The 22,953-nt window shown below is 54.4% G+C and carries 15 protein-coding genes and 2 tRNA genes; 15 read left to right on the top strand and 2 right to left on the bottom strand.

What is annotated here, in order from left to right; all coding sequences use genetic code 11:
• Positions 1-115 precede the first annotated feature (115 nt).
• From ACZ48V_RS13045 to ruvX, 3 genes are all read left to right on the top strand, one after another.
• Entirely contained in the window at positions 116-2,356 is a 2,241-nt protein-coding gene (locus ACZ48V_RS13045) for a RelA/SpoT family protein (protein ID WP_464539795.1), read from the top strand.
• A 100-nt stretch (positions 2,357-2,456) separates the two neighbouring features.
• Positions 2,457-2,834: an HU family DNA-binding protein gene (locus ACZ48V_RS13040; RefSeq protein ID WP_464539793.1), complete on the top strand. Its 378-nt coding sequence runs from the start codon at positions 2,457-2,459 to the stop codon at positions 2,832-2,834.
• Between the two features lie 245 nt (positions 2,835-3,079).
• On the top strand, positions 3,080-3,508 hold the full coding sequence (gene ruvX / locus ACZ48V_RS13035) for a Holliday junction resolvase RuvX (protein WP_464539791.1): 429 nt from the start codon (positions 3,080-3,082) through the stop codon (positions 3,506-3,508).
• 66 nt (positions 3,509-3,574) lie between these two features.
• Here ruvX and ACZ48V_RS13030 read toward each other — a convergent pair whose 3' ends face one another.
• Both ACZ48V_RS13030 and ACZ48V_RS13025 read right to left on the bottom strand, forming a co-directional pair.
• Positions 3,575-4,621, bottom strand: a complete 1,047-nt coding sequence (locus ACZ48V_RS13030) for a DUF72 domain-containing protein (RefSeq protein ID WP_464539789.1) — start codon at positions 4,619-4,621, stop codon at positions 3,575-3,577.
• A gap of 70 nt (positions 4,622-4,691) precedes the next feature.
• A complete protein-coding gene (locus tag ACZ48V_RS13025; protein ID WP_464539787.1) occupies positions 4,692-5,201 on the bottom strand; it encodes an HIT family protein in 510 nt (169 codons plus the stop codon).
• Positions 5,202-5,312: 111 nt separating this feature from the next.
• Here ACZ48V_RS13025 and ACZ48V_RS13020 point away from each other — a divergent pair, with 111 nt between their 5' ends.
• The 12 genes from ACZ48V_RS13020 (at position 5,313) to ACZ48V_RS12965 (ending at position 22,627) form a co-directional block, all read left to right on the top strand.
• Positions 5,313-6,131 carry a PHP domain-containing protein gene (locus ACZ48V_RS13020; RefSeq protein WP_464539786.1) on the top strand — a complete coding sequence of 273 codons (819 nt, stop codon included), beginning with the start codon at positions 5,313-5,315 and terminating at the stop codon, positions 6,129-6,131.
• A gap of 39 nt (positions 6,132-6,170) precedes the next feature.
• Positions 6,171-6,644 carry a 6,7-dimethyl-8-ribityllumazine synthase gene (ribH, locus tag ACZ48V_RS13015; protein ID WP_353564235.1) on the top strand — a complete coding sequence of 158 codons (474 nt, stop codon included), beginning with the start codon at positions 6,171-6,173 and terminating at the stop codon, positions 6,642-6,644.
• Between the two features lie 213 nt (positions 6,645-6,857).
• Positions 6,858-6,931: transfer RNA gene (locus tag ACZ48V_RS13010), tRNA-His, on the top strand.
• 15 nt (positions 6,932-6,946) lie between these two features.
• Positions 6,947-7,024, top strand: a tRNA-Glu gene (locus tag ACZ48V_RS13005).
• A gap of 453 nt (positions 7,025-7,477) precedes the next feature.
• On the top strand, positions 7,478-9,895 hold the full coding sequence (locus ACZ48V_RS13000; protein ID WP_464539784.1) for a TonB family protein: 2,418 nt from the start codon (positions 7,478-7,480) through the stop codon (positions 9,893-9,895).
• Positions 9,896-10,188: 293 nt separating this feature from the next.
• Positions 10,189-11,301, top strand: a complete 1,113-nt coding sequence (locus tag ACZ48V_RS12995) for a vWA domain-containing protein (protein WP_353564484.1) — start codon at positions 10,189-10,191, stop codon at positions 11,299-11,301.
• 92 nt (positions 11,302-11,393) lie between these two features.
• Positions 11,394-12,215: a 16S rRNA (adenine(1518)-N(6)/adenine(1519)-N(6))-dimethyltransferase RsmA gene (rsmA, locus tag ACZ48V_RS12990; protein WP_464539782.1), complete on the top strand. Its 822-nt coding sequence runs from the start codon at positions 11,394-11,396 to the stop codon at positions 12,213-12,215.
• A 14-nt stretch (positions 12,216-12,229) separates the two neighbouring features.
• A complete protein-coding gene (gene mgtE / locus ACZ48V_RS12985; protein WP_464539780.1) occupies positions 12,230-13,624 on the top strand; it encodes a magnesium transporter in 1,395 nt (464 codons plus the stop codon).
• Between the two features lie 613 nt (positions 13,625-14,237).
• Positions 14,238-17,276, top strand: coding sequence for a SusC/RagA family TonB-linked outer membrane protein (locus tag ACZ48V_RS12980; RefSeq protein WP_464539779.1), 3,039 nt, complete (start codon positions 14,238-14,240; stop codon positions 17,274-17,276).
• A 158-nt stretch (positions 17,277-17,434) separates the two neighbouring features.
• Positions 17,435-18,883: a RagB/SusD family nutrient uptake outer membrane protein gene (locus ACZ48V_RS12975; protein WP_464539777.1), complete on the top strand. Its 1,449-nt coding sequence runs from the start codon at positions 17,435-17,437 to the stop codon at positions 18,881-18,883.
• 113 nt (positions 18,884-18,996) lie between these two features.
• Positions 18,997-20,178: a choice-of-anchor D domain-containing protein gene (locus tag ACZ48V_RS12970; RefSeq protein ID WP_464539775.1), complete on the top strand. Its 1,182-nt coding sequence runs from the start codon at positions 18,997-18,999 to the stop codon at positions 20,176-20,178.
• A 277-nt stretch (positions 20,179-20,455) separates the two neighbouring features.
• Complete coding sequence (locus tag ACZ48V_RS12965; protein ID WP_464539774.1) at positions 20,456-22,627, top strand: GWxTD domain-containing protein; 2,172 nt, start codon at positions 20,456-20,458, stop codon at positions 22,625-22,627.
• Positions 22,628-22,953 lie beyond the last annotated feature (326 nt).

The following is a 22,953-nucleotide window of genomic DNA, read 5'->3' as shown; positions in this document are numbered from 1 at the left end:
TCGGCGGAAGCGCGAGTGTGTCTTCTCCTAACAGAGCGCTTCGTATGAATCCCGCGAACACAAGCATCGTATAGAATAGCAACGCATCTATACTCACGGGGTTATACAGCATTTTATGATTCAAGCCTCCTCCGTTCTGAAAGAGGCCAACATCTCTATTGAGCCGAAATTTGAGGCTCGTCTGGAGCGCCTACTTGCGCACTGCCGTACGCATCTGCCCAACGTAGACGAAGACATGGTCCGGCGTGCGTTCCGTCTTAGCTACTGGGCGCATCGGCACCACTGGCGGGCTTCGGGGGAGCGCTACATTGCGCATCCAATGGAGGTTGCAGACATTGTGGCGCGCGATATAGGTCTTGACGATGTAAGCGTAGCGGCTGCGCTCTTGCATGACGTTGTTGAGGATACCGACCTTTCGATTGGCCTCATCCGTGAAGAGTTTGGCGATACGCTCGCAACGATCATCGACGGACTTACCAAGATTAGCGGGGTATTTGCGAGTCGAGAGCTTGGCCAGGCAGAGAACGTGCGTAAGCTCATGCTTTCGATGGCGACCGACCTGCGCGTCATCCTGGTTAAATTCGCTGACCGGCTGCACAACATGCGCACGATCGAGGCGCTTCCTAAAGAGAAGCAACTCAAGAAGGCAAGCGAAACGAAAGAGCTCTTCGCCCCGCTTGCGCATCGCTTTGGACTCTTCGCGGTCAAAAGCGAGCTCGAAGACCTGTCGCTGAAGGTACTCGACCCCGATTCATATCACCACATCCTGAACAGCCTGGCCGACCGAAAAGAGGAGCGGGAGGCGTACATCGCATACTTCACCGAGCCGCTGAAACAGCGCCTTGAGGCAGAGGGCTTTACGTTTGATATTTATGGGCGGGTCAAGAATATCTACTCCATTCATCGGAAGATGAAGCGGCAGAATAAACCGCTTGAAGAGATCTACGATATTTTTGCGATTCGCGTTGTGCTTGATGAAAGCGGAAAGAAAGGGCGGGAGGACTGCTGGCGAATCTACTCCATTGTCACCGATCTTTACAAGCCGCTCCCAGAGCGCTTTCGAGATTTTATATCGGTTCCCAAGTCGAACGGCTACCAGAGCTTGCACACTACGGTGCTTGGCCCAAAAGGGCGGCGCGTAGAGGTACAGGTACGCACGAAAGAGATGCACGAAGTGGCCGAGCGCGGTGTGGCTGCGCACTGGAAATACAAAGAGGGGGGCGACCGTTCGGATGAGGAGATGGACCAGTTCCTCGACTGGGTTCGCGACCTGCTCGACAGTCCCAAGCCTGAACAGGCAACAGAGTTTGTCGAGGAGTTTCAGCTGAATCTGTACGACGAAGAGATTTACGTCTTCACCCCAATGGGCGACCTCATGACGCTTCCACAGGGGGCAACGCCCGTCGATTTTGCTTTCAAGGTGCACACCGAAGTGGGCATGCAGTGCATCGGTGCAAAGGTCAACGGCAAGATGGTGCCCCTTTCGCGCGAGCTGGCAAGCGGCGATCAGGTAGAGGTAATTACCTCAAAAAAGCAATCACCCAATCCGGACTGGATCAACTTTGTCGTTACGCACAAAGCGCGCAGCCGCATTCGCCACTGGACCAATGAGAAGCGCCGCAAAACCTCGAAGCTCGGCCGCGAGATCTGGGAGAAAGAGGCGCGTCGCGCTAACGTAGAGATTAGCGACCAAGACCTTCAAGAGGTAGCGCACGAGCTTAAGTTTCCGGATCTTCAGCAGCTGTTCTACGAGATCGGAAGCGGGCTCTACGAGCCTCAGAAGCTTATCGACCGGATCAAACTGGGAGCCAAGAACGACGAAGCTGCTGCCAAAGAGGCTGACGAAGAGGAGCTCCGAAAGAAGTACGAGCGGTTTTTGGATGCGGCTCAGACGTCGGGCAAGCAGGCCCTACTTATCAACGGTGAGCTGCAGACCGATCTGGCTGTGAACTATGCAGCCTGCTGCAATCCGATTCCGGGGGACGAGGTCTTCGGCTACGTGAGTCGCTCTGGGTCGATCAACATCCATCGCTCCAACTGTCCAAATGCGCCCGATCTGCTTGCAAATCACCCCGACCGTATCCTCGAGGTAGACTGGAGCCATCAGAACGATGTGCAGTTTGGCGCAGCCCTGCGTCTTGTCGGGGAAGACCGAGTCGGAATGGTTAATGACCTGACAACCGTGATTTCCAAGAACTTAAAGACGAATATTCGGTCTATAACTATTGACTCGGAGGATGGTATCTTTTCAGGGACGATCGTACTTCATGTGAGCGACTTGGAGCACTTAAAGCGCCTCATGGAACGCCTGAAGCGGATTGACGGCATTCACGGGGTCTATCGTTTTGAAGAATAACCTACCTTAATAGTTATGCGCCTGCCTTGCGTAGCAGGCATTCTACCTGCAGTATGTTAGCCCAACTCATCGATTCAGTCTCACAAGCTACGTTGGTACCATGGCAGAACGTACTGAAACCATCACAAAAAAAGATATTGCGCGTCGTGTTGCGCAGGAGATGGATACCCCCGTCTATAAGAGCGAGCCGTGGGTCAACGCGGTGCTTGACGCGATGGGCGACTTCCTTGCCGAGGCTGATCCAGAGGTGCGCATTGAGCTGCGCGACTTTGGCGTGTTCGAGGTGAAGAAAACGAAAGCAAAGCCCAAGGCACGCAATCCCAAAACCAACGAGACTGTGTTCGTGCACAGCCGGCGAAAGACCCACTTTCGTCCAGGCAAACGTATCCGTGAGGTGCTCCAGACCCCCTTGCATGAACTGGGCTACGAAATTCCAGAAGGCAGTGCCGATAAGCACCTCGACGAGGAGGATGAGTAGGACAACGGCCTGCAGGAGCATGCAGATCGGCGATAGCAGGCTGGTACCAACCCGATATCAATCATGTAGCGTCTACAGATACGCCAAACCATAGGCGCTACCAGAGCGCCTGTCCTTGCTTCGTCATGTTCATTGTGGGCACCGTGTTAATCATGTGCATTGCGAAGCCTCTCGTCGACGTTGCCATATCACGTATCAGCCATATCACGTATCAACTACGTCCGGTTAGCCCTACACCACCGTGCTTGAACACCGTGCTTGAAACCCCACCACGTCTTGTTGGCATCGACTACGGCACCAAACGAGTAGGAATTGCGCTCTCAGATCCGCTCCACATGGTGGCACGTCCACATCGCACCGTACCCCCTTCGGTGCTCATAGATGAGCTGCAAGCTATCCACAGCAAGCACGGGATTGCACGCATTGTCGTTGGCTGGCCCTTGGAGCCAGATGGTACCGCCGGAGCAATGACCGAGGCTGTACAGGATTGCATCGATGCGATTCGGGAGGTGCTGCCCTCGGTGCTCGTCGATAAACGCGACGAACGCAATACATCAGAGCTGGCCCAGCAGGCACTCAGCGATGCGGGGGTACGGCAGCCCGGCCGGTACGACAAGGGCCGGGTGGATGCAGCAGCCGCGGCGCTTATCCTGCAGGACTTCCTTGATGAGTAGGAAGGACTAACAGAAAGGACGAGCAGGAAGCATGGTGCCCCAAAGTCGCCGCTGTAGCTACGCGCCTCATGATCGTTTTTCTCGCTCATCCAAAATACGATGCGCAACGGTGCGCGCCAGGTCAGGCGCGTTTCCCCAGGCCCGGTTATTGGCGATGAGATAGAGGGTGGTATCTTGCTGCTCAGCCTGAAAAGCCAGCGCGGTGGCGTCAAGCACCATATCGCGGGCCTGTCTGGTTTCAGAGAGGGCTGGCACGGGCTTGTCGAACGGATAGGCGTGTTTGAACGCTTCGGCATAGGGCATGTCGCGCGGCGTGAGCAGGCGACTTACAACCGTGCTGTCGCCCTGCGTAAAGCGTCCCCCACAGCGGTTCCACTGTTCACGAATCATAGGGAGCCAGTTCCAGTGGCTGAAGACGTGTCCGAGACCGCGGGTGTTAAGCCAGTCAAAATAGACAGGCTGCAAGAGATGGCCAGAGCGTATTTCGAGGTGTGTGGGGACCTCGGTAGGCACCGCGCTGAAAAACGAATCAAGCTCCTCCGCAAATGCATGAGGCGGCGGGCTGTCGCGCTTGCGCTGATACTCCTGCTGAAAAATAATACCCGCCAGGCGATTATCGAGGAGCGTACGGGCAGGATCCAGAAACGTATCTACATACGCCTCCGCATCGAGATAGTCAGCGTTCGTCGTGTATCGGGGTCCGTTGCTGGTGTTGGAACGAAGCGTGCGTGCGCTGAAGCGCTGAGGGGCTTTGAGCAAGAACCGCGCACTCCCGGGGGCCGCGTCGGCATAACGCTTCAGCGTGTGAAACGTACGCGTGGGGTCCCCTGCGTCGTGCAAGGGGTGGTAGAACGTAAAGTCGATCTCCAGCACCGAGAAATGATCGAAGTAGTGCGGCGCGTAAGAGATCGGGACCTTGTCGATGGTATAAGACTCCCCGCCAAGGGTGCGCGACTGCGAGGTCGTTTCTGAAGCAGCCTCCTCAGGATACACCTGGCCGATCCAGCCTGCGTACCGATCGCTGGCGGTCCCAAATCGGACGCGAGGGTGCACGTGGTGAAAGACGTACGCATCGGTCTGGTCGCGAAGTACATCGAGGGAGGCGTCAGACATAGTCAGACGTATCGGTTAAATGAAGCAGACGGTGAGGAAATTAAGAGGCTGTACCGGCTATCGGCACAAATCAGGCATCCGGGTCCGCCTCGATGACGGCGTGGATCTTTGCGTAGGTATCGCTAAGCGACTCAGGAATCACTTTCGTCTGGCCGGTCGCGGGCATGAAGTTCGTATCTCCACTCCAGCGAGGCACTACATGCATATGTAGATGCTCCGGAATGCCGGCCCCGGCGGCACGTCCTACATTAATCCCCATGTTAAATCCTTCGGGGTGAAGCGCCTCGCGGAGCCACTTCACGCACCGATTGGCCGCCTGCGCGAGCGCGCTTCGCTCAGCATCTGTCAGGGCATCGTATTCAGCAACAACCCGGTAGGGCAAGATGAGCAGGTGGCCGTTGTTGTATGGATGCAGGTTCATAATGACGAATACCTGTTCGCCACGCCATAGAATCAGATTCTCGCGGTCGTTATCCTGGCGTGCCAGATGCGAGAAGATAGACTCGCCCGCATCCAGATCTGGACGATCATTTGCATTCTCAACATACGCCGCACGCCAGGGGCTCCAAAGCCGGTCCATACAAAGAAGAAACTCAGTGAGAAAAAACCACAGGGGTAAACTTCGTCAGTAGGGTACGGTTCAGGGGGATGCGAACGTCCCCGCTTTCTCCACCCTGCGCTCCGCATCCGTATGATTTATGCCGACCTGCATGCCCACACCACCGCTTCAGACGGACGGCTTGCCCCCGACGAGCTGGTGGCAGCTGCCTGTGATGCAGGGATAGAGGTACTGGCCGTGACAGATCATGACACCGTTGCCGGGATAGAGGCCGCCCAGAAAGCGGCAGCGTCGACGTCGCTTACCGTTGTGGCAGGAGTAGAGTGCACGGTGCATTTTAAAGGGCACGGACTGCACCTGCTCGGATATGGCATTGACCCGAACGACGCGGCACTGCGTAGTCACTTTGATGCTTACAAAACAGCCCGCCGCACCCGGGGCCAAGAAATCGTGCAGTGCCTCCGCGAGAAGTGCGGTCTATCTATCTCCTGGGAGGACGTAACCGAGCAAGTTCCCGAAGAGATTGTTGCGCGTCCGCACATTGCGGCGGCCCTGAAGCAGGCAGGGGTGGTGGATACGGTTAACGAGGCGTTTGAGCGGTACCTGGGCGACGGAGAGCCGGGCTATGTACCCCTGCCTACTGTTGATGCAGTTGCCGTGATGCATCAGATACAGGCTGCTGGAGGCGTGGCATCGATCGCGCATCCGGGGCACTGGCTGCCAGGCACCGTGCTCCGCGGCATGATCAAGGCGGGTCTTGACGCACTTGAGTGCGTACACCCATCCCACGATGCCTCGCTCGAAGCCTACTACCGGAATCGCGCCCGGTCGCACGGGTTGCACGTAACGGGCGGATCCGACTTTCACGGCCCGCTGACCGAGAGTCGGTATCCGGGACGCACCGGACTTTCGCGACGTGGCTGGGAACGAATCGCATCAGCCTGCACGTAACAGCTTCTGCATTCTTATCGACCATCAGCTGCATACAATATGCCCAACCGCATCGAAGGACGCCACATCGTTGAGGACGCTAACTTTGGAATCATCGTAAGCCGTTTCAACGAGCTCATTACAGAGCAGCTTCTTGAGGGCGCGCTCGGTGCCTTACGTCGGCACGGAGCCGATGTCAGCGAAACGACTGTGGCCTACTGCCCGGGAGCGCTTGAAATACCGGTACTTGCCAAAAAAATGGCAACCTCAGGGCAATACGACGCCATTATTACGCTTGGGGCTGTTATCCGTGGAGCCACACCTCACTTTGACTATGTGTGCTCGGGAGTAACCAGTGGAAACATGACCGTTTCCGTAGACACCGGAGTCCCTGTAATCTTCGGCGTGATCACGACGGATACAATTGAGCAGGCTATTGAACGGGCCGGTACGAAAGCTGGAAATAAGGGCGAAGAGGCTGCACTCGCAGCGATCGAGATGGTTGATGTTAACGCACAGCTCGATGCTTCATGACAGCTTCCCATGAGTGATTTGTGAACTCGGAACACCGATAGGGGGGCAGCGTCAATGTGTATGCCTTGACGGAGAGTCTGCTGTGCCAGATTAAGACTCGGAAAGCTTCAAGCTACAAGATAGCTTTAAAAGCAATGCACAGCGGCTTCACGGTAAGCGCCTTGCAAAAAAGCAGAGTGCCTTGTATCGTGTTTATTCCGTGAGCGCAACATGGTGATCGTAGCTCAGTTGGTTAGAGCGCCAGGTTGTGGTCCTGGAGGCCGAGGGTTCAAATCCCTCCGGTCACCCTTACATACTGAAATGCCGCGTTCGTCTAGTCTGGTCTAGGACGCCGCCCTTTCACGGCGGTAACACGGGTTCGAATCCCGTACGCGGTACCAGAAAGCGCCTTGACCTGCACGTCAAGGCGCTTTTTTCGTTGGTAACAGGCACATCTTTCAGCATGCATACCCCTACGTGACCACCCGTCGCTGAGTCCGTCCTCTAACCAAGGCATGTTTTAGACGAACGGTGCCCCGATATATCTGTATCCGCCTCGCCGGATATCCCCGGTCGGGCCACCGGCATGTTTCTTTATCGCCTGAAATTGCGCTGCTGCTGTGCATACTGCACATCACACATGTCGCACACCACGTACAGGGTAGTATTACAAAAAAGAGACTCACCTTCTTGCATTACGTTACGATGACATGTACTATGTTATATAGCAATCAAATATAGAGTCTGATGTTGCTTCTGCAAAGCACGCGCATCGTTGCGGAAAATCTGCTTCTGTAGTGCTCTGGCAGACTCGCACACTTTCGCCACCCCCCTCACGCATTCGAGCGCACGCTATGGAGCTGGCTCCGCTCACGGTTCTCAATAAGACCTATTCTATCAAGCGTACGCTTGGTGATCCGGGTCCTTTCGATATTAAGTATCTCGGCCAAGACGTAAACTCGAAAGAGCAGTTCGTTATCCGCGAGTACTTCCCTGTTAACTCGGCTAAACGCGAGTCGGGAAAGACATCCATTGAAGTCACGGGAGGCGAAGATGCTGAGTCGCTCTTTGATTCCGGACTGGGGTACTTCCGCAAGGAGTCTGAGGTGCTGGCCGGGCTCAGTCATGAGGCCCTGCCAGGCAACATTGATGTATTCGAGGCGAACGGTACGGTGTACCGGGCGCGTCCGCATCAGCAGAGCATGTCGCTTTCGAAGGGGCTTGAAAACAAAGGGCGTCTTCCTGAGAAGGCGGCTCTGATGATCATGGTGCCAATTCTTGAGGCGCTCCATGTAGCGCACGAGGCCGGCCTCTACCACGGTGGCGTATCCCCGGAAACGATCCGCCTGCTTGGGGAAGGGAACGTGCTGCTCACAGGCTTTCGAGGAGCCCAGATCCAGATCGCGCGCACCTCTGACCAGCTCGACCTGGTGCGCCAGCCGGGTTACAGCGCTATTGAGCAGTATACGCCACGGGCTAACCAGGGGCCCTGGACCGATGTGTATGCTGCTGCGGCTACGATCTGCAACATGGTTACCGGCCAGCCGATCCCAGAGGCCAGCGAGCGGCTCGAAGGGGAAGACCCCCTCGAAGCCCTCTTGCAAGATGCCGAGGTGTCGCTTTCTCCGGGCGTGCGCGAGGTGTTGATCGAGGCACTCGTCGTTGATCCGTCTAAGCGTCTTCAGTCTGTTGATGCGTTGCGCAAGGCGTTGGTCGAATCGTCGGAGCGTTACGACAGCACCGAAGCATCCTACGCGATCATCCCGGTGGAGGCTGACGCCGAGATCGAAGAAGAGATCGAAGAAGACGATGAAGAGATCGAAGTGCTCACCACGGCAAGTGGGGGGCAACCCGCACGGGCGCAGAAGACAAAAGAAGAATCGTCGAGCATGTCGACGGCCCTGCTTATCGGTATTCCACTGCTTCTGATTGGTCTCGGCGGAGGAATCTGGTTCGCTTCTGGTGGTGACGATGCAGGGCCAACAGGGACCTACGCCGACTACCGGGCCAATGCCGATTCGCTCTTTGCCGAGGCCGAGTACGACCAGGCCGAAAACCTCTACAACCAGGCGCTGCAGGTCCGTCCAGAGGACGAGTACGTGCTGGACCAGCTCCGCAGCATCAGTGAGCTGCAGGAAGAGGGCGAACTGGCCCGTTATCGCCAGCACATGGAACGGGGCGAAGAGCTCTTTGAACGTGCGAATAGCTTCCTTGAAAGCGAGAACTTCGAGGAAGCAAACCGGATCTATGGCCAGGCAATGGCCGCGTTCTACAACGCGCTCGACCAGCAGCCCGGCGATGAGGACGCCGAGATGATGATCGCAGAGGTAGGTGAACAGCAGCGCAATCTGATTCAGGCGCGTAGTGGCGGTGGAGACGAGGGCGGCAGTTCCTTTGGTCCGGATGAGCTCTACGACTTCTACATCACACAGGCTGAGGAGCAGTTTAGCGCAGGCAACCTTGGGGCGGCACAGCGCAACTACGAAAACGCATTGGAATACCGCGCCGGCGATCCATTTGCACAAGACCGCCTGTCTACCGTGCAGAGTCAACTGGCCGAGCGAGAGTCAGAAAGCGAGTTCCAGCGCCACCTCGACCGCGCCGAGCGCTTCATGCAGACCGGACGGTATGCCGATGCCCAGGAGGCTTTTGAGCAAGCCGTTCAGATTAACCCTGACCATGCCGAGCTGCAAGACATGATGAGCCAGAACGAGCAGCTTCTGGCTGAACAGCAACAGCAACTTGAGCAGTTTGATCAGATTCGTGCACAGGCCGATGAGGCGCTGCAAGAGGGCAACTACGAGGAGGCGGTGCAGCTCTACCGGCAGGCCTACGAGATCAATCCCGACGACGATGAGATCGTTGCGCGGCTGCAGCAGGCCCAGCGCGAGTACGAGGAAGTTCAGATGGCTGAGGCGCGCCGCCAGCGTGAAGCACAGCGTAGCGAACAGGATGAAGAAACAGGCGAACGCATCTATACGGTGGTCGACGAAGAGCCATCGCCGGTTGGAGGGCTCGCGGCACTCACACGCAACGCCTCGTACCCTGAGCGTGCCCAGCGCCGTGGGGTTGAAGGCCGAGTGTATATTCAGGCGATTGTCAATCCTGATGGATCGGTACGCGAAGCCGATCTTATTCGAGGCATCGGCTATGGATGCGATCGCGAAGCGCTGCGCGTAGTGCGCAATGCTGAATTCGAACCCGCACGCGTGAGCGGACGTGCCGTTGCGGCACGTACGACCGTCTGGGTTCAGTTCAGCTTGAGTAACTAACCGTATGCAGTAAAGCCTGCTTGCGCGGAAGTATAGGAACCCACATATGTTGAGCAGCCCTCTTCGGGAGTTCGCGAAGGGGGCTGTTCGCATTTACAAGCCCCGTGTTGCTCCACACGTCTCGCATCCCAAAAGATATGTCTGCGCATTGCATACTGCGCATTGCATACTGCACACGGCTTGAACGTAACAGAGCACCCTTGCCCCCGAACACCTGTTCTGCAATGCGCGTTGCAAGAAGCAGCACACATAGACATACATAGACGGATCTACGACCTGCTCCACCACGCACAATGGCCTATTCTTTCCAGTACACGGCGTGGGACGACGCCCGGCATGGAGACCAACGTCCGCTTTTTGACCAGCTCAACGAGCTCTTTCAGGAGCTCTTGCAGCACACCGCCGGTGATGCGGGCGAGGCGCTGCAGTGGCTTACACAGCTTGATGAGCAGTATGGCCTGACCGAGGGGTATGACGAGGGCATTGGCGACTTTGTCGAAGAGCTCAAACGGCGCGGCTACCTGCGCGATGATGAAGACGGCCAGGTTGTCCAGATCACGGCGCGCACCGAGCGTGCGCTGCGCGAGCGGGCGCTGGAGCGTGTCTTTAAAGACCTGCGCAAGGACGGGCGGGGGAACCACCGTACGCCCCATCCGGGCCAGGGCGAAGAACGGCTGCCGGAAACGCGCCGATGGTCGTTTGGCGATGACGTGAATCGCCTTGACGTGACAGGTACGCTGGCTAACTCGTTTCGGCGCAGTGGCATCGGGGCGGACTGGCACCTCAGCGAGGACGATTTTCGCGTGCACGAGACCGACCACCAGTCGACCATGGCAACCGTGCTCATGATCGACCTGTCGCACTCGATGATCCTGTATGGAGAAGATCGCATTACGCCCGCACGGAAGACCGCTCTCGCGCTTGCCGAGCTCATCAAAACGCGCTATCCAGACGACACATTAGATATTGTGGCGTTTGGCAACGAAGCCTGGGAGGTCGACCTGAAAGACCTTCCGTATCTGGAGGTGGGGCCCTACTACACGAACACGCGGGCCGGGCTGCAGCGAGCGCGTGATATCTTGCATCGCCGCAAGAATCGCAACAAGCAGATCTTCATGATTACCGATGGCAAGCCCAGCTGTCATATCGAAAACGGGCGGATGTACCGAAACGCGTTTGGACTCGATCGCCGTATCGTGAACAAGGTGCTCGACGAAGGCATGATGTGCCGCCGCGAGGGCATCACCATCACCACCTTTATGGTGGCGCGCGATCCGCAACTGCAAAACTTCGTGCGCGACCTCACCGAAGCCAACCACGGACGCGCCTACTACGCGTCGCTCGACGACCTGGGCAGCTTCCTATTTGAGGATTACGTTCGCAATCGCCGTACCCACCTGCGGTAGCGCTTTACTATTCGGGGGGATGCGAGTCGCCGGTGTCTTGGTTGCATGCGGTTCGCTTCCCCCATGCTTTTGTCTCTACAACCCCCTGTTCTATGGCAGAGCACGCTCCTTTCCGTCCGAAGCAAAGCCTCGGGCAGAACTTCATGCACGACCCCAACATGATCCGCAAGATTGTAGATGCGTTACAGGCGCCCCCTGACGCGCATGTTGTGGAGATTGGGCCGGGCACGGGGGCGCTAACGGAACTGCTGCACGCGCGCTACGACACGTTCACCGCGCTTGAGGTTGACGACCGGGCCGTTGCATACCTGAACCAGAAGCTTCCGGCCGTTGACGTGCGTCAGGAGGACGCGCTGAACGCAAACTGGCCTGCCCTGGCCGAAGAGAAAGGAGGGCCGGTCTACGTCATTAGCAACACCCCGTACTACCTCACCAGCCAGCTGCTTTTTGCGCTTGTGGATGCGCGGTCGCATGTGGCAGAAGCCGTGCTTACGATGCAGAAAGAAGTGGCGGAGCGTCTGGTTGCAGACCCCCGCACAAAAGCGTACGGAATCCTGAGCGTGATCATGCAGCTGTATGCCGCGCCCGAGCACCTCTTCAACATATCACGGCACGTGTTCAGTCCGCAACCGAACGTAACAAGCGCGGCGGTCCGGTGCGTTTACGGTACCGCATCGGCTCCTGGGGTCGACCCGAAGTGGCTGCGTACGCTGGTACGAGCGGCCTTTAACCAGCGTCGTAAGATGCTCCGAAACAGTTTAAGCCCGTGGTCGAAAGATATTGGCGTATCCCTTCCGAACGACTGGGGCCGCCGTCGTGCTGAGGCGCTTGCCCCCGAAGACTTCGTAGAGCTGGCCCGTTCGCTTGATGCCGACAGCCATGCCAGTGCATCGTCCCCGAAACTTCATGAATGAGTAGACCGCATCCTATGAATCGTCCTGCTACTACGGAGGCTTCCTCTCAGAGACGGCTGGGAATGCTTGAGATCGATGCTGACTTCGTTGAGGATGTAGCCGTGCTGGTCGAGGCGGACCAGCATGGCATGGTGCTGAACTTGACATCTGACCTGCACCCGGCTGATCTGGCTCAGCTTCTGGGGCGGCTTTCGGAGGAGCAGGCGTACAAGGTGTTTGCCTGGCTTCCCGACGCGCAGGCGAGCGACGTGCTCGTTGAGCTGACAGATGGGCAGCGCGCTGCCGTACTTCAAGACCTGCAGGCCGAGCGCCTTCGCGTGCTCATCGACGCACTCGACACCGATGACGCTGCGGACGTGCTCAACGACATGTCCGATGCCCAGGCCCTCGACGTTCTCCCCGATCTTGAGGATACGCACGACGTTGCTGCGCTCCTCGAATACGACGAGGAGAGCGCCGGCGGCATCATGGCCCGCGAGTTTGTGTCCGTCCCACCGACCTGGACGCTTGAGCATGTGATTGAGGCCGTGCGTGCGCACGCTACAGACATCGACGACATCTACTCGGTTTTCGTGCTTGGAGACAACGATCGGCTGGAGGGGGTGGTCTCACTCAAAGACCTGATGCTTGCCCCTGCTGAAGACCCGGTGCGCACGGTGATGCACGAGGACTTTATCTCGGTGCCAACTGACATAGACCGCGAGGAAGTTGCCCGCATCATGGAGCGGTACGACCTGGTCTCGATGCCGGTTGTTGATTCAACGGGTGGGATGGTTGGGCGGATCACGATTGACGACGTCGTTGATGTGATTCGTGAGGAAGCTGAAGAAGACATCCAGATCATGAGCGGGGGGTCGGGCATCGAGCAGCCCGATGACACCGTGTGGCGGGTAAGTCGAGGGCGGCTGCCCTGGCTGCTGGTTGGGCTGTTTGGGGCCGGGCTCTCCGGCTCCGTGATCGGTGGGTTTGAGGTGGCGCTGGAGCAAGCGGTCGTGCTTGCCATGTTCATCCCGATCGTAACGGCGATGGGAGGCAACGCCGCCGTACAGAGTGCGGCGATCGCCGTGCAGGGGCTTTCGTCGGGCGACTTGTGGATGGGAGACATAGGCGCGCGCATCCTGAAAGAGATGGTCGTGGCTCTGATAAACGGCGTCGTGCTTGCTGCGTTGCTCTGCATCGCCGTCTTCGTCTTCCAGCTTGGCGACGTGCCCCTCTTGGCCCTGACGCTTGGAGCTACCATGCTCACCGTGATTGTACTGGCTACGACCAACGGAGCGCTGGTTCCTTTCGCATTGAAGTGGCTGGGCATCGACCCGGCCAGTGCGATGGGGCCGTTTGTGACTACCCTGAACGACATCATTGGACTTACAGTCTACTTCATCTATGCGACCACGCTCTACCTCGGGTAGTCGTATCGGGCAAGCACTCTGTAGAACAGAGATGTTCGCAGGGCATGGTCAAACCTGAGTGAGCGACCTGCCTGTGCCGGTAAGTCTGTGCAAATTCCCCATATAGCTGACGATACCTGACCCCGATCTGCTCAACAAGCACATCGGGGTTTTCAGTTGCATAGGTGCTATTTGTCTGTGTTTGGGAGAAGAGTTCAAATGGGTTTACTGACGTTTGATTCAGATCTTCTTTGAAGATCTTTGAGTTAATTTTGTGTTAATCGGGTCTCTTTGCGCCTACAGTTCCTCAGTAACATACGGTTCAGTACACGCGCCCTTGATAATGGCGAAGGTTCTGGGTATTAATGTTAATGTGAATGCATAGCGTATTGGTAACTTCAGAATTAACTAAGCTTAGATTGATCACTTTACAAAACTTGTAAATCGTCAATCTTCTAACGCATCTACATGAAAGCACAAAGCATATGCGTTTTCATCAGCTGTCTTTAGCTTGCTTTGGAAAAAGCTGGCAGATGTTTTGAAAGGAGTTGGCAATGTGTTGCGGATTCTTTTGAGTGAGGCACGTTAGTTGCTGTCGCTCATCACTTTTTCGTTCGATAAAGAAATCAACATCATGAATAGATTAGCTACAAAGCTCTTATGCGGGCTGACGGTGCTGCTATTGGCGCCGGGGCTCGTGTTCGCACAGGAAGAGGGTACAGTAGTAGGTACCGTATCAGAAGCAGATACTGGGGAGCTTCTGCCAGGAGCCACGGTGCAGATTGAGGCACTTGGAATTGGAGCCGCTACAGGATCTGACGGTACCTACACGGTAAGAGCACCTGAAGGCACATACACGTTAGCGGTCTCTTTTGTGGGATTTGAGCGTGTTGAGCGTGAGGTAGAAATTATCGCTGGAGAGACGATTACAGCAGATTTCGAGCTCGATGTGTCTGAGTCACAGCTCGGTGAGATTGTGGTTCAGGGATATGGAGTGACGCGCCGCCGTGTGGAATCAGGGTCAGTTGGACGTGTTAGTTCAGAAGACATTGAAACGGTAACATCACGGAGTGCAGATGCAGCGGTTCAAGGACGTATTGCTGGTGCCCGCGTTACGTCGGCCAGTGGGCAGCCTGGCGCCGGTCTTCAGTTTCAGATACGTGGCTCAGGATCCATCACCGCTGGAGAAGATCCGCTGATCATCGTTGACGGAGTCCAGTTCTCCAATACCAGCCAGTTGGGGTTTGCGAACGGAAACCCTCTCAATGCGATTAATCCGGGGGACATTGAGTCAATCGAGGTTCTCAAGGATGCATCCGCGAAGTCTATTTATGGAGCCCAGGCTGCTAACGGGGTGGTTTTAATTACTACCAAGCGTGGACAGCCCGGCCCAACTGAGATCTCATTCAGCACTCAGATAGGAACGGTTGATCAAATCGAAGACTTTGATGTTCTCAGTGGTCCGCAGTGGGCAGAGAACCGGATTGAGTCGTTTGTCAACTTCCAAGTTGATCGCTTTGGTGACACGGAGGCTGTGCGTGAAAGTGCTCGTAATGCAGCGGCAGGGGCTTTTGGTGACCCCGACGATCCCGACTTGCTCAATACCAACTGGCAAGATGCTGTTTTCCAGACGGGCCTCACGCAGAGCTACAACATGTCGCTGCGTGGTGGCGATGAGCGAACCTCCTTCTTTATTTCGGGGCGTTTTACGCGGGATGAAGGTCAAATCATAGAGTCATACTTCCGCCAGGGTGGATTGCGAGCTAATCTGGATCATCAGGCCACAAGCCGTATCTCGTTGGAGTCGAGTATCAACCTGACGACAACAGACATTAGCGGTACAATTTCAGATGGGCCATTTATCAATAGTCCATTCTGGTCGGCTCAGTTTATCCAACCAACGCTTTCTATCTACAATGAGCCGGGAAATCCGGATAGCGGATTTGCCTTTTTTGGAGGTACATTTGATCGGAATCCAGTAGCTCAGGAAACGTTCAATACGCGCGAATCAAACGCGAACCAAATTGTTGCCAGTGCAGCTGCGAATGTTGAGTGGGGCGAGGGTCTTTTCTCTCGTACATATGTAGGACTTCAGCACGAAGATACAGGTGAAGAGAGCTATCTCGATCCGCGACTTCCTGAGAATCAAGGTGTTGGCGGAAGCCTTACTGTATTTGCTGATCGTCGCACGAGCTTCAACATCAGTCAAAGTTTGACCTTTGACCGCGTCTTTGATCAAACGCATGCTTTTACCGGGTTGTTAGGCGCCGAGTATAAGCAGGAAGCTTTTGAATTAAACGGTGCCAACGGCAGAGGATTTCCAAACTTTCTTTTCCGGACCCTTCAGAGCGCAGCCGAACCGAACAGCGTGAACTCCGCCCGTTCTCGCTACCGCGTCCAGAGCGGATTTGCAAACGGTGAGTACACATACGACGACACGTACCAGCTTCGTGGTACGCTCCGTTACGATGGATCTTCTCGCTTCGGTGCGGAAAACCGTTGGGGACTGTTTGGCACTGTGTCTGGCTTCTGGCGCATCTCGAATGAGTCTTTCATGGATGACATCGGGTTTGTCGATAACCTGCAGCTTCGTGCCGGATATGGAGTCACTGGAAACAGTGAAATTGGTAACTTCGCCGCGCGCCAGCTCTTTATCGGAAGTGGTGAGTACGGGGCGCGTCCCGGGATTCGTCCGTCCAGCCTTGGCAACACGTTGCTGACATGGGAAGAGAACAAAGAGACAAATATAGGTCTCAGTTTCTCAATCTTGAATCGCCGCATCAGTGGAGAATTCGATGTGTATCGTAGCGACCGCCAAGAACTCCTCCTTGGTCGGAGCCTGCCGGCCGATAGCGGTTTCGGGAGCATTACCGAAAACGTAGGCGAAGTCCGTAACGAGGGAATTGAATTGGAGCTGTCGACGTTGAATCTGGATGTTGGTGGCTTCCAGTGGAGCACCGACTTCAACATCGCCTTTGAGCGTTCAGAGGTTCTCTCACTGACGGATGATCAAGACGAGATCACATCAGGTGGGCTCGTATTCGAAGTTGGTGAACCTGTCGGGCAGTACCGTCAGCCGCTGTACGCCGGCGTCAATCCGGCTAATGGTCGTCCCATGTACTATGATGAAGACGGTAACCTCACGTACATCCCCAGCGCTTCTGATGAGCAGCTGGTGGGTAACTTGCAGCCCGACTTCTTTGGAGGGCTCACGAATCGCTTCTCGTACGGCGGATTAGCGCTAAGCGTATTTATCCAGTATGATTATGGACGAACGACGCTCAACAACAATGCATTCTTTTCAGACGTGTCGAGCTTTGACTTTAACAGCTCGACCCGTGTGCTTGACCGCTGGCAAGAACCGGGCGATGTTACGGCAGTGCCGAAATTGTACCGTGGTGCTTACCTCGATGGAGCAAGTGAAGGCATCTTCTCAACGCGCTTCATGGAAGACGCTTCGTACATTCGCTTGAAAGAAGTTCGTCTTTCGTATCAGATTCCTACAGAGCTTCTGAATGCCGCTCAGTTGAGTCGTGCATCAGTCTTCCTGCAAGGAGAGAATCTGGCAACGATCACGGACTTTACGGGACCTGACCCAGAAGTCATCGGAACTGCGCTTGGCCAGTTTCCACAGTCGCGTCGCATTACGGCTGGGCTGCAAGTGACCTTTTAGCAGATAGGAGCTGAGAAGGCGTAGACCGATGTGCCATGACTGGGGGCAAGAGACAAGCTGAGCAACTACTTGCTTGTTCTACTCTTGCCTCCATCAGGCACACCATTTCTTCTTCAGCTTCCTTCCTGTTTCTCAACATATAACTAATACCCACTATTATGATGAAGCGTATATCGCTACTAACAATGTCTGTGGCGCTTTTGCTGACCGTTGCGGCTTGCGACCTGATATCAATCGATGAGGTTGAGCCCGAGCAAAGTGTTTCCCCAGAACAGGCGCTTGAATCCGTCGAAGGATTTGAGTCTCTCCTTATTTCCACATATGATCGTCTGCAACAGGTAACCCGTTACGGTCAGCAGTTTATGCTGTATCCTGATGCTCTTGCTGACGGGATCAACGCTACACAGCAGAATTCAAACAGATATCCTAACCCTGTATCGAATACACAGGGCGCGCACCTGAATACCTGGGGAAACCCGTACGCAGCGATCAACGAGACAAATCTGATTCTTGCTCAGATTGACGACATTGAGATCACGGCTGTAAATCCAGAAGCCGTCCGCAATCGAATTGAGGGAGAAGCTCGGTTCTTGCGAGCCCTAAACTACTTTGATCTGGCACGCACAAAAGGATACGAACCAGGCCGTGAAGTGGGCGGGTTCAATCTTGCTGCTCCGCTGCGTCTGACGCCGACGCGAAGCTCAGAAGACGCCGTGGTGCTGCCACGTGCCACTAACCAAGAGGTATACAACCAGGTGGTTGCTGATCTTGACGAATCTATCGCTTTGCTTAGCAGCGCGGAAGAAGGTGGGCAGGTAAACAATAAAAACTTTGCAACACCTGCGGCTGCTCATGCACTTCGTGCGCGTGTCGCTCTCTATCTGGAAGACTGGGGCACTGCAGCAAGTGAAGCACAGAATGCGCTTGATGCCTCAGGGCTTTCGCTCGTACCAGCCGATGGTTTTGTAGGCGCATGGACAGGCACTACACACCCCGAGTCGATTTTGGAGATGCCAATGACCGCAGGGACGGATGGCGATGCAACAAGCGCAAACGGCGCTCTTGATGCACTGACCATTGGTGATGAAGGACAACAGTTCAGCTTTGAGGTCATTCCAACACAGGATGTTCGGAGCCTACATGAGCCTTCTGACGTGCGTCTGGAGCTCTTTGTCGATGGGTTTAAAGATGGTGAAGGGCCAGTGGTATACCTCAATAAGTTCCCTGGAGCTATCGCACAAAATGTAGATCCTATTCCGCTTATCCGAGTGGCCGAGATGCACCTGATACGTGCTGAAGCGCTGTATGAGGAGGGAGATGAAGCCGGCGCTCGGTCTGAACTTAACGCTTTGCGCAGTGCGCGAAATGCTTCTGATATTACAGCCTCGGGTTCCGATCTGCTTGACGCTATAATGGATGAGCGTCGCATTGAGCTTCTATTTGAGGGACATCGCTTCTTCGATTTGAAGCGCCGAGGCATGGACATTCCTAAGCCTCAAGAGCAGCGTGCGCTCAATGATCTGCCAGCAGACAACTTTCGTATTCTGGCCCCGATACCAAACTCGCAGTTTATTGAATTTGGGTTGGAGCAGAATCCTGGCTACTAATATCAAAAAGCGATGGGAGAGTGTGCTTGGCCAGTAAGCTGCTGGCCCAAGCACACGCCTTCCAAGCGCTGAGTTCCTTTTCCGTTATCAAAGACCTATTACATAGATAATCCATGAACGTTAAACGATACATACATCTTATTGGGGCTGCTCTCATTGCAAGCAGCGTCGTGCTCACTGGATGCTTTGATGAGATAGGCGGTGCATTCGATGATACTCCGCAGTTAGAATTTGAGCAGGTAAGCGGTAGTTATTCTGTTCAGTTGCTTGATGGTGCTGGCACTCTCGGTCTACAGGTAAACCTCATTGGTCCTCAGCAAGACCAAGACATTCAAGCAAGTGTGGTTGTAAACGAAGAAGAGACTTCCGCTCAGGAAGGTGTTCATTACAGCTTTCCTAATGGAACAGACTTCACAATTCCAGCTGGAGAAAGCTTTGGGCAGGTTGCAGTTCAGGTGCTGAATGCAGAACTTCCGCCGGGAAGTGCAAGAGCGCTCACCATTGAGCTACAGGATGTAGCAAGTGGGGAAATCATTGCAGCCGAAAATCTCAAAACGTTCTCAATCGTATCGGTTGCGCGCTCCGCTGATGTTCAGGTATCTCCCAACATCGCAATAGGAAACGTTGCTTCATCCGAAACTGAAACGTCCTTTGCAGTTATTGAGAATACGGGAACGCGTGCTACTGAGGTACAAGATGTAACCTTAGAAGGAGCAGAGTTCACCTTTGATGGTTTCTTTGTACCATCTTCGGGCGAGGAAGGGCTCGAAGCAGGAGACGAACTTGCCCCCCCCTTCAGCCTTGCTCCAGGCGAGGCAGCACTGGTTCAGGTGACATATAACCCTTCGGCAGTGGGAATATACGACGGAACCGTTAGCTTCGACGTAACAAATGAATCGCCCGAACCCACGACGAAATCAATCGCCCTCTCTGCTCGGTCCATTGGAGAAATTAGCTTTTCAGAAGCTACTCTTGACTTCGAGGCGGTCGTAGGAGAGACCGAGGAGGTCGTCATAAATGTCGTAAACAGTGGAACCGAGCCTGTGGATCTGTCGGCGCCATCCTTTTTTGAAGGGGCGACGCCAGGATCTGAAGTCTTCGACCTTGAGTCCCCAACCTTTCCGCTCACTGTCGCCCCAACGGGTGAGGAAGAAGAAGGAGAAGAGATTGTGATCTCATTTTCTCCAACAGCTTCTGGAACTGCGACAGGGACGTTCGAACTTGACGTGGACGATGGGTTTAATCCAGTCAGTACAGTGACGTTTGAGCTTTCAGGCGTTGCGACTGAGGAGTAAAGAGTTAAAAGGCTTTCTTCTCTTTTAGGAGTTATGCTGTAAGGCGAATACGGAAAGGGCACTGCGCCGGAAACGGCGTGGTGCCCTTTTTTCTGAGGGGATAATCCGTAGCCACATATCCTCCTTTCCTGCTACTATACCAAAACTATTGTTCTGAACAAAAAGGACCCACGTCCAAACCAGAGCCTGCAGCCTCGTGTGTGCATAAAGAAAAGGTGAACACTTTGTTGGGGCGCTTGTATCATCCGTGAGAAAAAGCACAAAGCACTTGATATCTATGTGGGTCCGTATCCTCTACTCTCTATTTGTTTTGGTGGGGCTGTATGTCATAGGTGTATTTGATGCGCAGGCCAGCGATCCAAGATGTACTGCAGAGAACCTCATATCTGAAACAGATCCAGATATGGAAAGGCGCCTACAAGAAGCAAAGAAACTTGTCGAAGAGGGCAGCCCCGAACAGGTTATTGTGATGCTCACCTCCCGAGAAGATAAAAGAGGACAATCTGCTTCTCCGTACATATCTGCTCGACATGGGAGCAAGGCTTTCTGGTTAATCACCGCCAAGCAACAGGTAGGGAAGCCTTCAGAGGCAGATCGTGTAATGCGGAATTATGTCCTGCACTCAGGTCCATGCGTCGACGTGCGTGTTGCTGATCAGCTTCTGTGGTCTGATAGAGAGGGTATGCTATCACCTCAACAACAAGTCGCTGCCTATCATACCATTACAAACCGTGTAAGAGACGATCTCTTTGAATGGGAACGTGGTGTAGTTGAAAAATATATGGCACAGGTTATTCCCCTTCTTTCAGAGAGCGAAAGGTCTCGTGTCATATTAAATTCCGAAGATCGGGCAAAAGACTGGCAATTTAGCAAGAACGCATCAGAGTACCTTCTCGGGTGGTGGGAGAAAAAAGACCTGTTGCTTTCGACAGAATATAACGAACGCACGGCTGAACACATTGGACGTGTTCGGAAAGCAACGACAAACTACCAATCTCGAAATGATCCACGTGGGTTTGATGACCGTGGTGCGGTGTACGTGCAGTATGGTGCTCCCCAGCGTAAGAGTGAAATTCGATTTGACGATACCCAGTTTATTCAGGAGATTATTCAGCTTGGAAGTCGAGTTTCTCACGGGTCATTCCCCCGAAATGAGATCTGGTCGTATCCCCATCTTGGAACCTATGGTCGATTTTTGTTCATCCAACGTGGCGATGGATACGAGCAAGCAGAAGTAACAGACTTAATCCCAAGCGAATTGCAACGTGGGTTCAACCACTCGCGTGTAGGCCAGCGAAAATCAATGATTGCTCTGCGGGCCCTTCGTCACATCTATCGCCGTATTGCAATGCACTACGGTGACTTTGGGAATCTTTACAGCGATATCGATTCCTTCCTGTCCTACCAAGAGGCGGTACAGGCGCTGCCCGGCGCTGCCGGAGTTGACGACTCTGGGCAGACAGTTCTCCAATCCTTGACGGACGGCCCTAATGATATTGCCCGTACTCCAGGGGGAGGGGTTCAATGGCCTTCAAACGTGCTGCGCAAGACAATACGCAACAGTATAGTAGAAGACAGAAACACGCGCCGAGAGCGCACAAAAACATTGCCCACGCAATACAGCAGTGTTCTTTCGGCTAATGAAAAGCTTCCAGTAATCGCACGGACAGCACGCTTTTTAAATAACGAAGGAGGTACTCGCGTAGATATATACTGGCAAGTCGGAGTCGAAGCAGATAGTAGAAAGCGGCACTTGATTGAATTCACCTCACGCACTTATAGCGAAACATTTACGCTGGCTGATACGGAAAGAGAGGCATTTGAGATAGAGCACAGTAGCGACACGGAATGGTTGACAGGTCCTCACACGTCCGCCCTAAATGCTCCAGATTCTGTCTACCACATAGCAATGCAGTGGAGTCAGCTAAGCCTGGAGCCAAATAGATATCATGCATCTGCAGACCAGGCTCGTATCAAAACCGTGCGTATAGACTCGCTGCGTTCCTTACACACTGATGGGCGGTTTGAGATGAGCGACCTGAAGCCCCTGAAGAGCGATTTGTCTGGAGATATAGACTTCGCAAATCAGAGTCCACTCATATCAACGACATTGCAAAGCGGGTATCCCCTTCCTATCTATTTCGAACTGTACAACCTCTCCCTTAACCAGCAAGACCGTACTACCTACACGGTACAGTACGAAGTGGAATATGTAGAAGAGCGTAGCGGAGTTCGGGGCTTTTTCTTCGGGGATCACAGCCAGAGAACATCTACTGAGCTGACCTATGAAGGGGAAGATACCCGCACTAACGAGTACGTTATCATACCAATCAATGAATTCGACCGAGGAAACGATGCAGAGATAGAAATCACAGTGCGTGTTACTGATGATGTTGCTGGCCACACTGTAGAGCGTCCACTCCTTATTACACTGCGCCCTGGCTCTTAGAGCCTGTTTGGGTTTTGGTTTGCAGTCCAGCGCCGCCGCTCGGAGCCCAAATTAAGAAATCAAAACAGGTTCTTAGCCTAAATCAGGATGTCTCTTTGACAATTAGAGGGTTCACGACGCACGCGCTGCGAATTAGATCTTGTCCGAAATCCGTAATGATCGTGGTCGAGAACAGGTCTTTAATCCTCATTTCGTCTTCAGTAGATGCAATCTACATTCAAACAGTTGACGTTTGGGTCGTGTCTTGGTAAAAATATATCAGTCATAAGCAGTCCATATAGCTTTTTTCTGCAATACGGACTGTGTTGTAGCCGCGCTTAGTGTCA

Source organism: Longimonas haloalkaliphila (genome assembly GCF_055379825.1).
Note: the sequence above shows the minus strand (reverse complement) of the source record. Positions and strands in the feature narration are given on the sequence as shown.

What these genes read in the sequence shown, in the direction of transcription:
- ACZ48V_RS13045 (WP_464539795.1), top strand. Translation starts at nt 116, where the DNA reads ATGATTCAAGCCTCCTCCGTTCTGAAAGAGGCCAACATCTCTATTGAG.
- ACZ48V_RS13040 (WP_464539793.1), top strand. Translation starts at nt 2,457, where the DNA reads ATGGCAGAACGTACTGAAACCATCACAAAAAAAGATATTGCGCGTCGT.
- ACZ48V_RS13030 (WP_464539789.1), bottom strand. Translation starts at nt 4,621, where the DNA reads ATGTCTGACGCCTCCCTCGATGTACTTCGCGACCAGACCGATGCGTAC.
- ACZ48V_RS13025 (WP_464539787.1), bottom strand. Translation starts at nt 5,201, where the DNA reads ATGGACCGGCTTTGGAGCCCCTGGCGTGCGGCGTATGTTGAGAATGCA.
- ACZ48V_RS13020 (WP_464539786.1), top strand. Translation starts at nt 5,313, where the DNA reads ATGATTTATGCCGACCTGCATGCCCACACCACCGCTTCAGACGGACGG.
- ribH (WP_353564235.1), top strand. Translation starts at nt 6,171, where the DNA reads ATGCCCAACCGCATCGAAGGACGCCACATCGTTGAGGACGCTAACTTT.
- ACZ48V_RS13000 (WP_464539784.1), top strand. Translation starts at nt 7,478, where the DNA reads ATGGAGCTGGCTCCGCTCACGGTTCTCAATAAGACCTATTCTATCAAG.
- ACZ48V_RS12995 (WP_353564484.1), top strand. Translation starts at nt 10,189, where the DNA reads ATGGCCTATTCTTTCCAGTACACGGCGTGGGACGACGCCCGGCATGGA.
- rsmA (WP_464539782.1), top strand. Translation starts at nt 11,394, where the DNA reads ATGGCAGAGCACGCTCCTTTCCGTCCGAAGCAAAGCCTCGGGCAGAAC.
- mgtE (WP_464539780.1), top strand. Translation starts at nt 12,230, where the DNA reads ATGAATCGTCCTGCTACTACGGAGGCTTCCTCTCAGAGACGGCTGGGA.
- ACZ48V_RS12980 (WP_464539779.1), top strand. Translation starts at nt 14,238, where the DNA reads ATGAATAGATTAGCTACAAAGCTCTTATGCGGGCTGACGGTGCTGCTA.
- ACZ48V_RS12975 (WP_464539777.1), top strand. Translation starts at nt 17,435, where the DNA reads ATGATGAAGCGTATATCGCTACTAACAATGTCTGTGGCGCTTTTGCTG.
- ACZ48V_RS12970 (WP_464539775.1), top strand. Translation starts at nt 18,997, where the DNA reads ATGAACGTTAAACGATACATACATCTTATTGGGGCTGCTCTCATTGCA.
- ACZ48V_RS12965 (WP_464539774.1), top strand. Translation starts at nt 20,456, where the DNA reads ATGTGGGTCCGTATCCTCTACTCTCTATTTGTTTTGGTGGGGCTGTAT.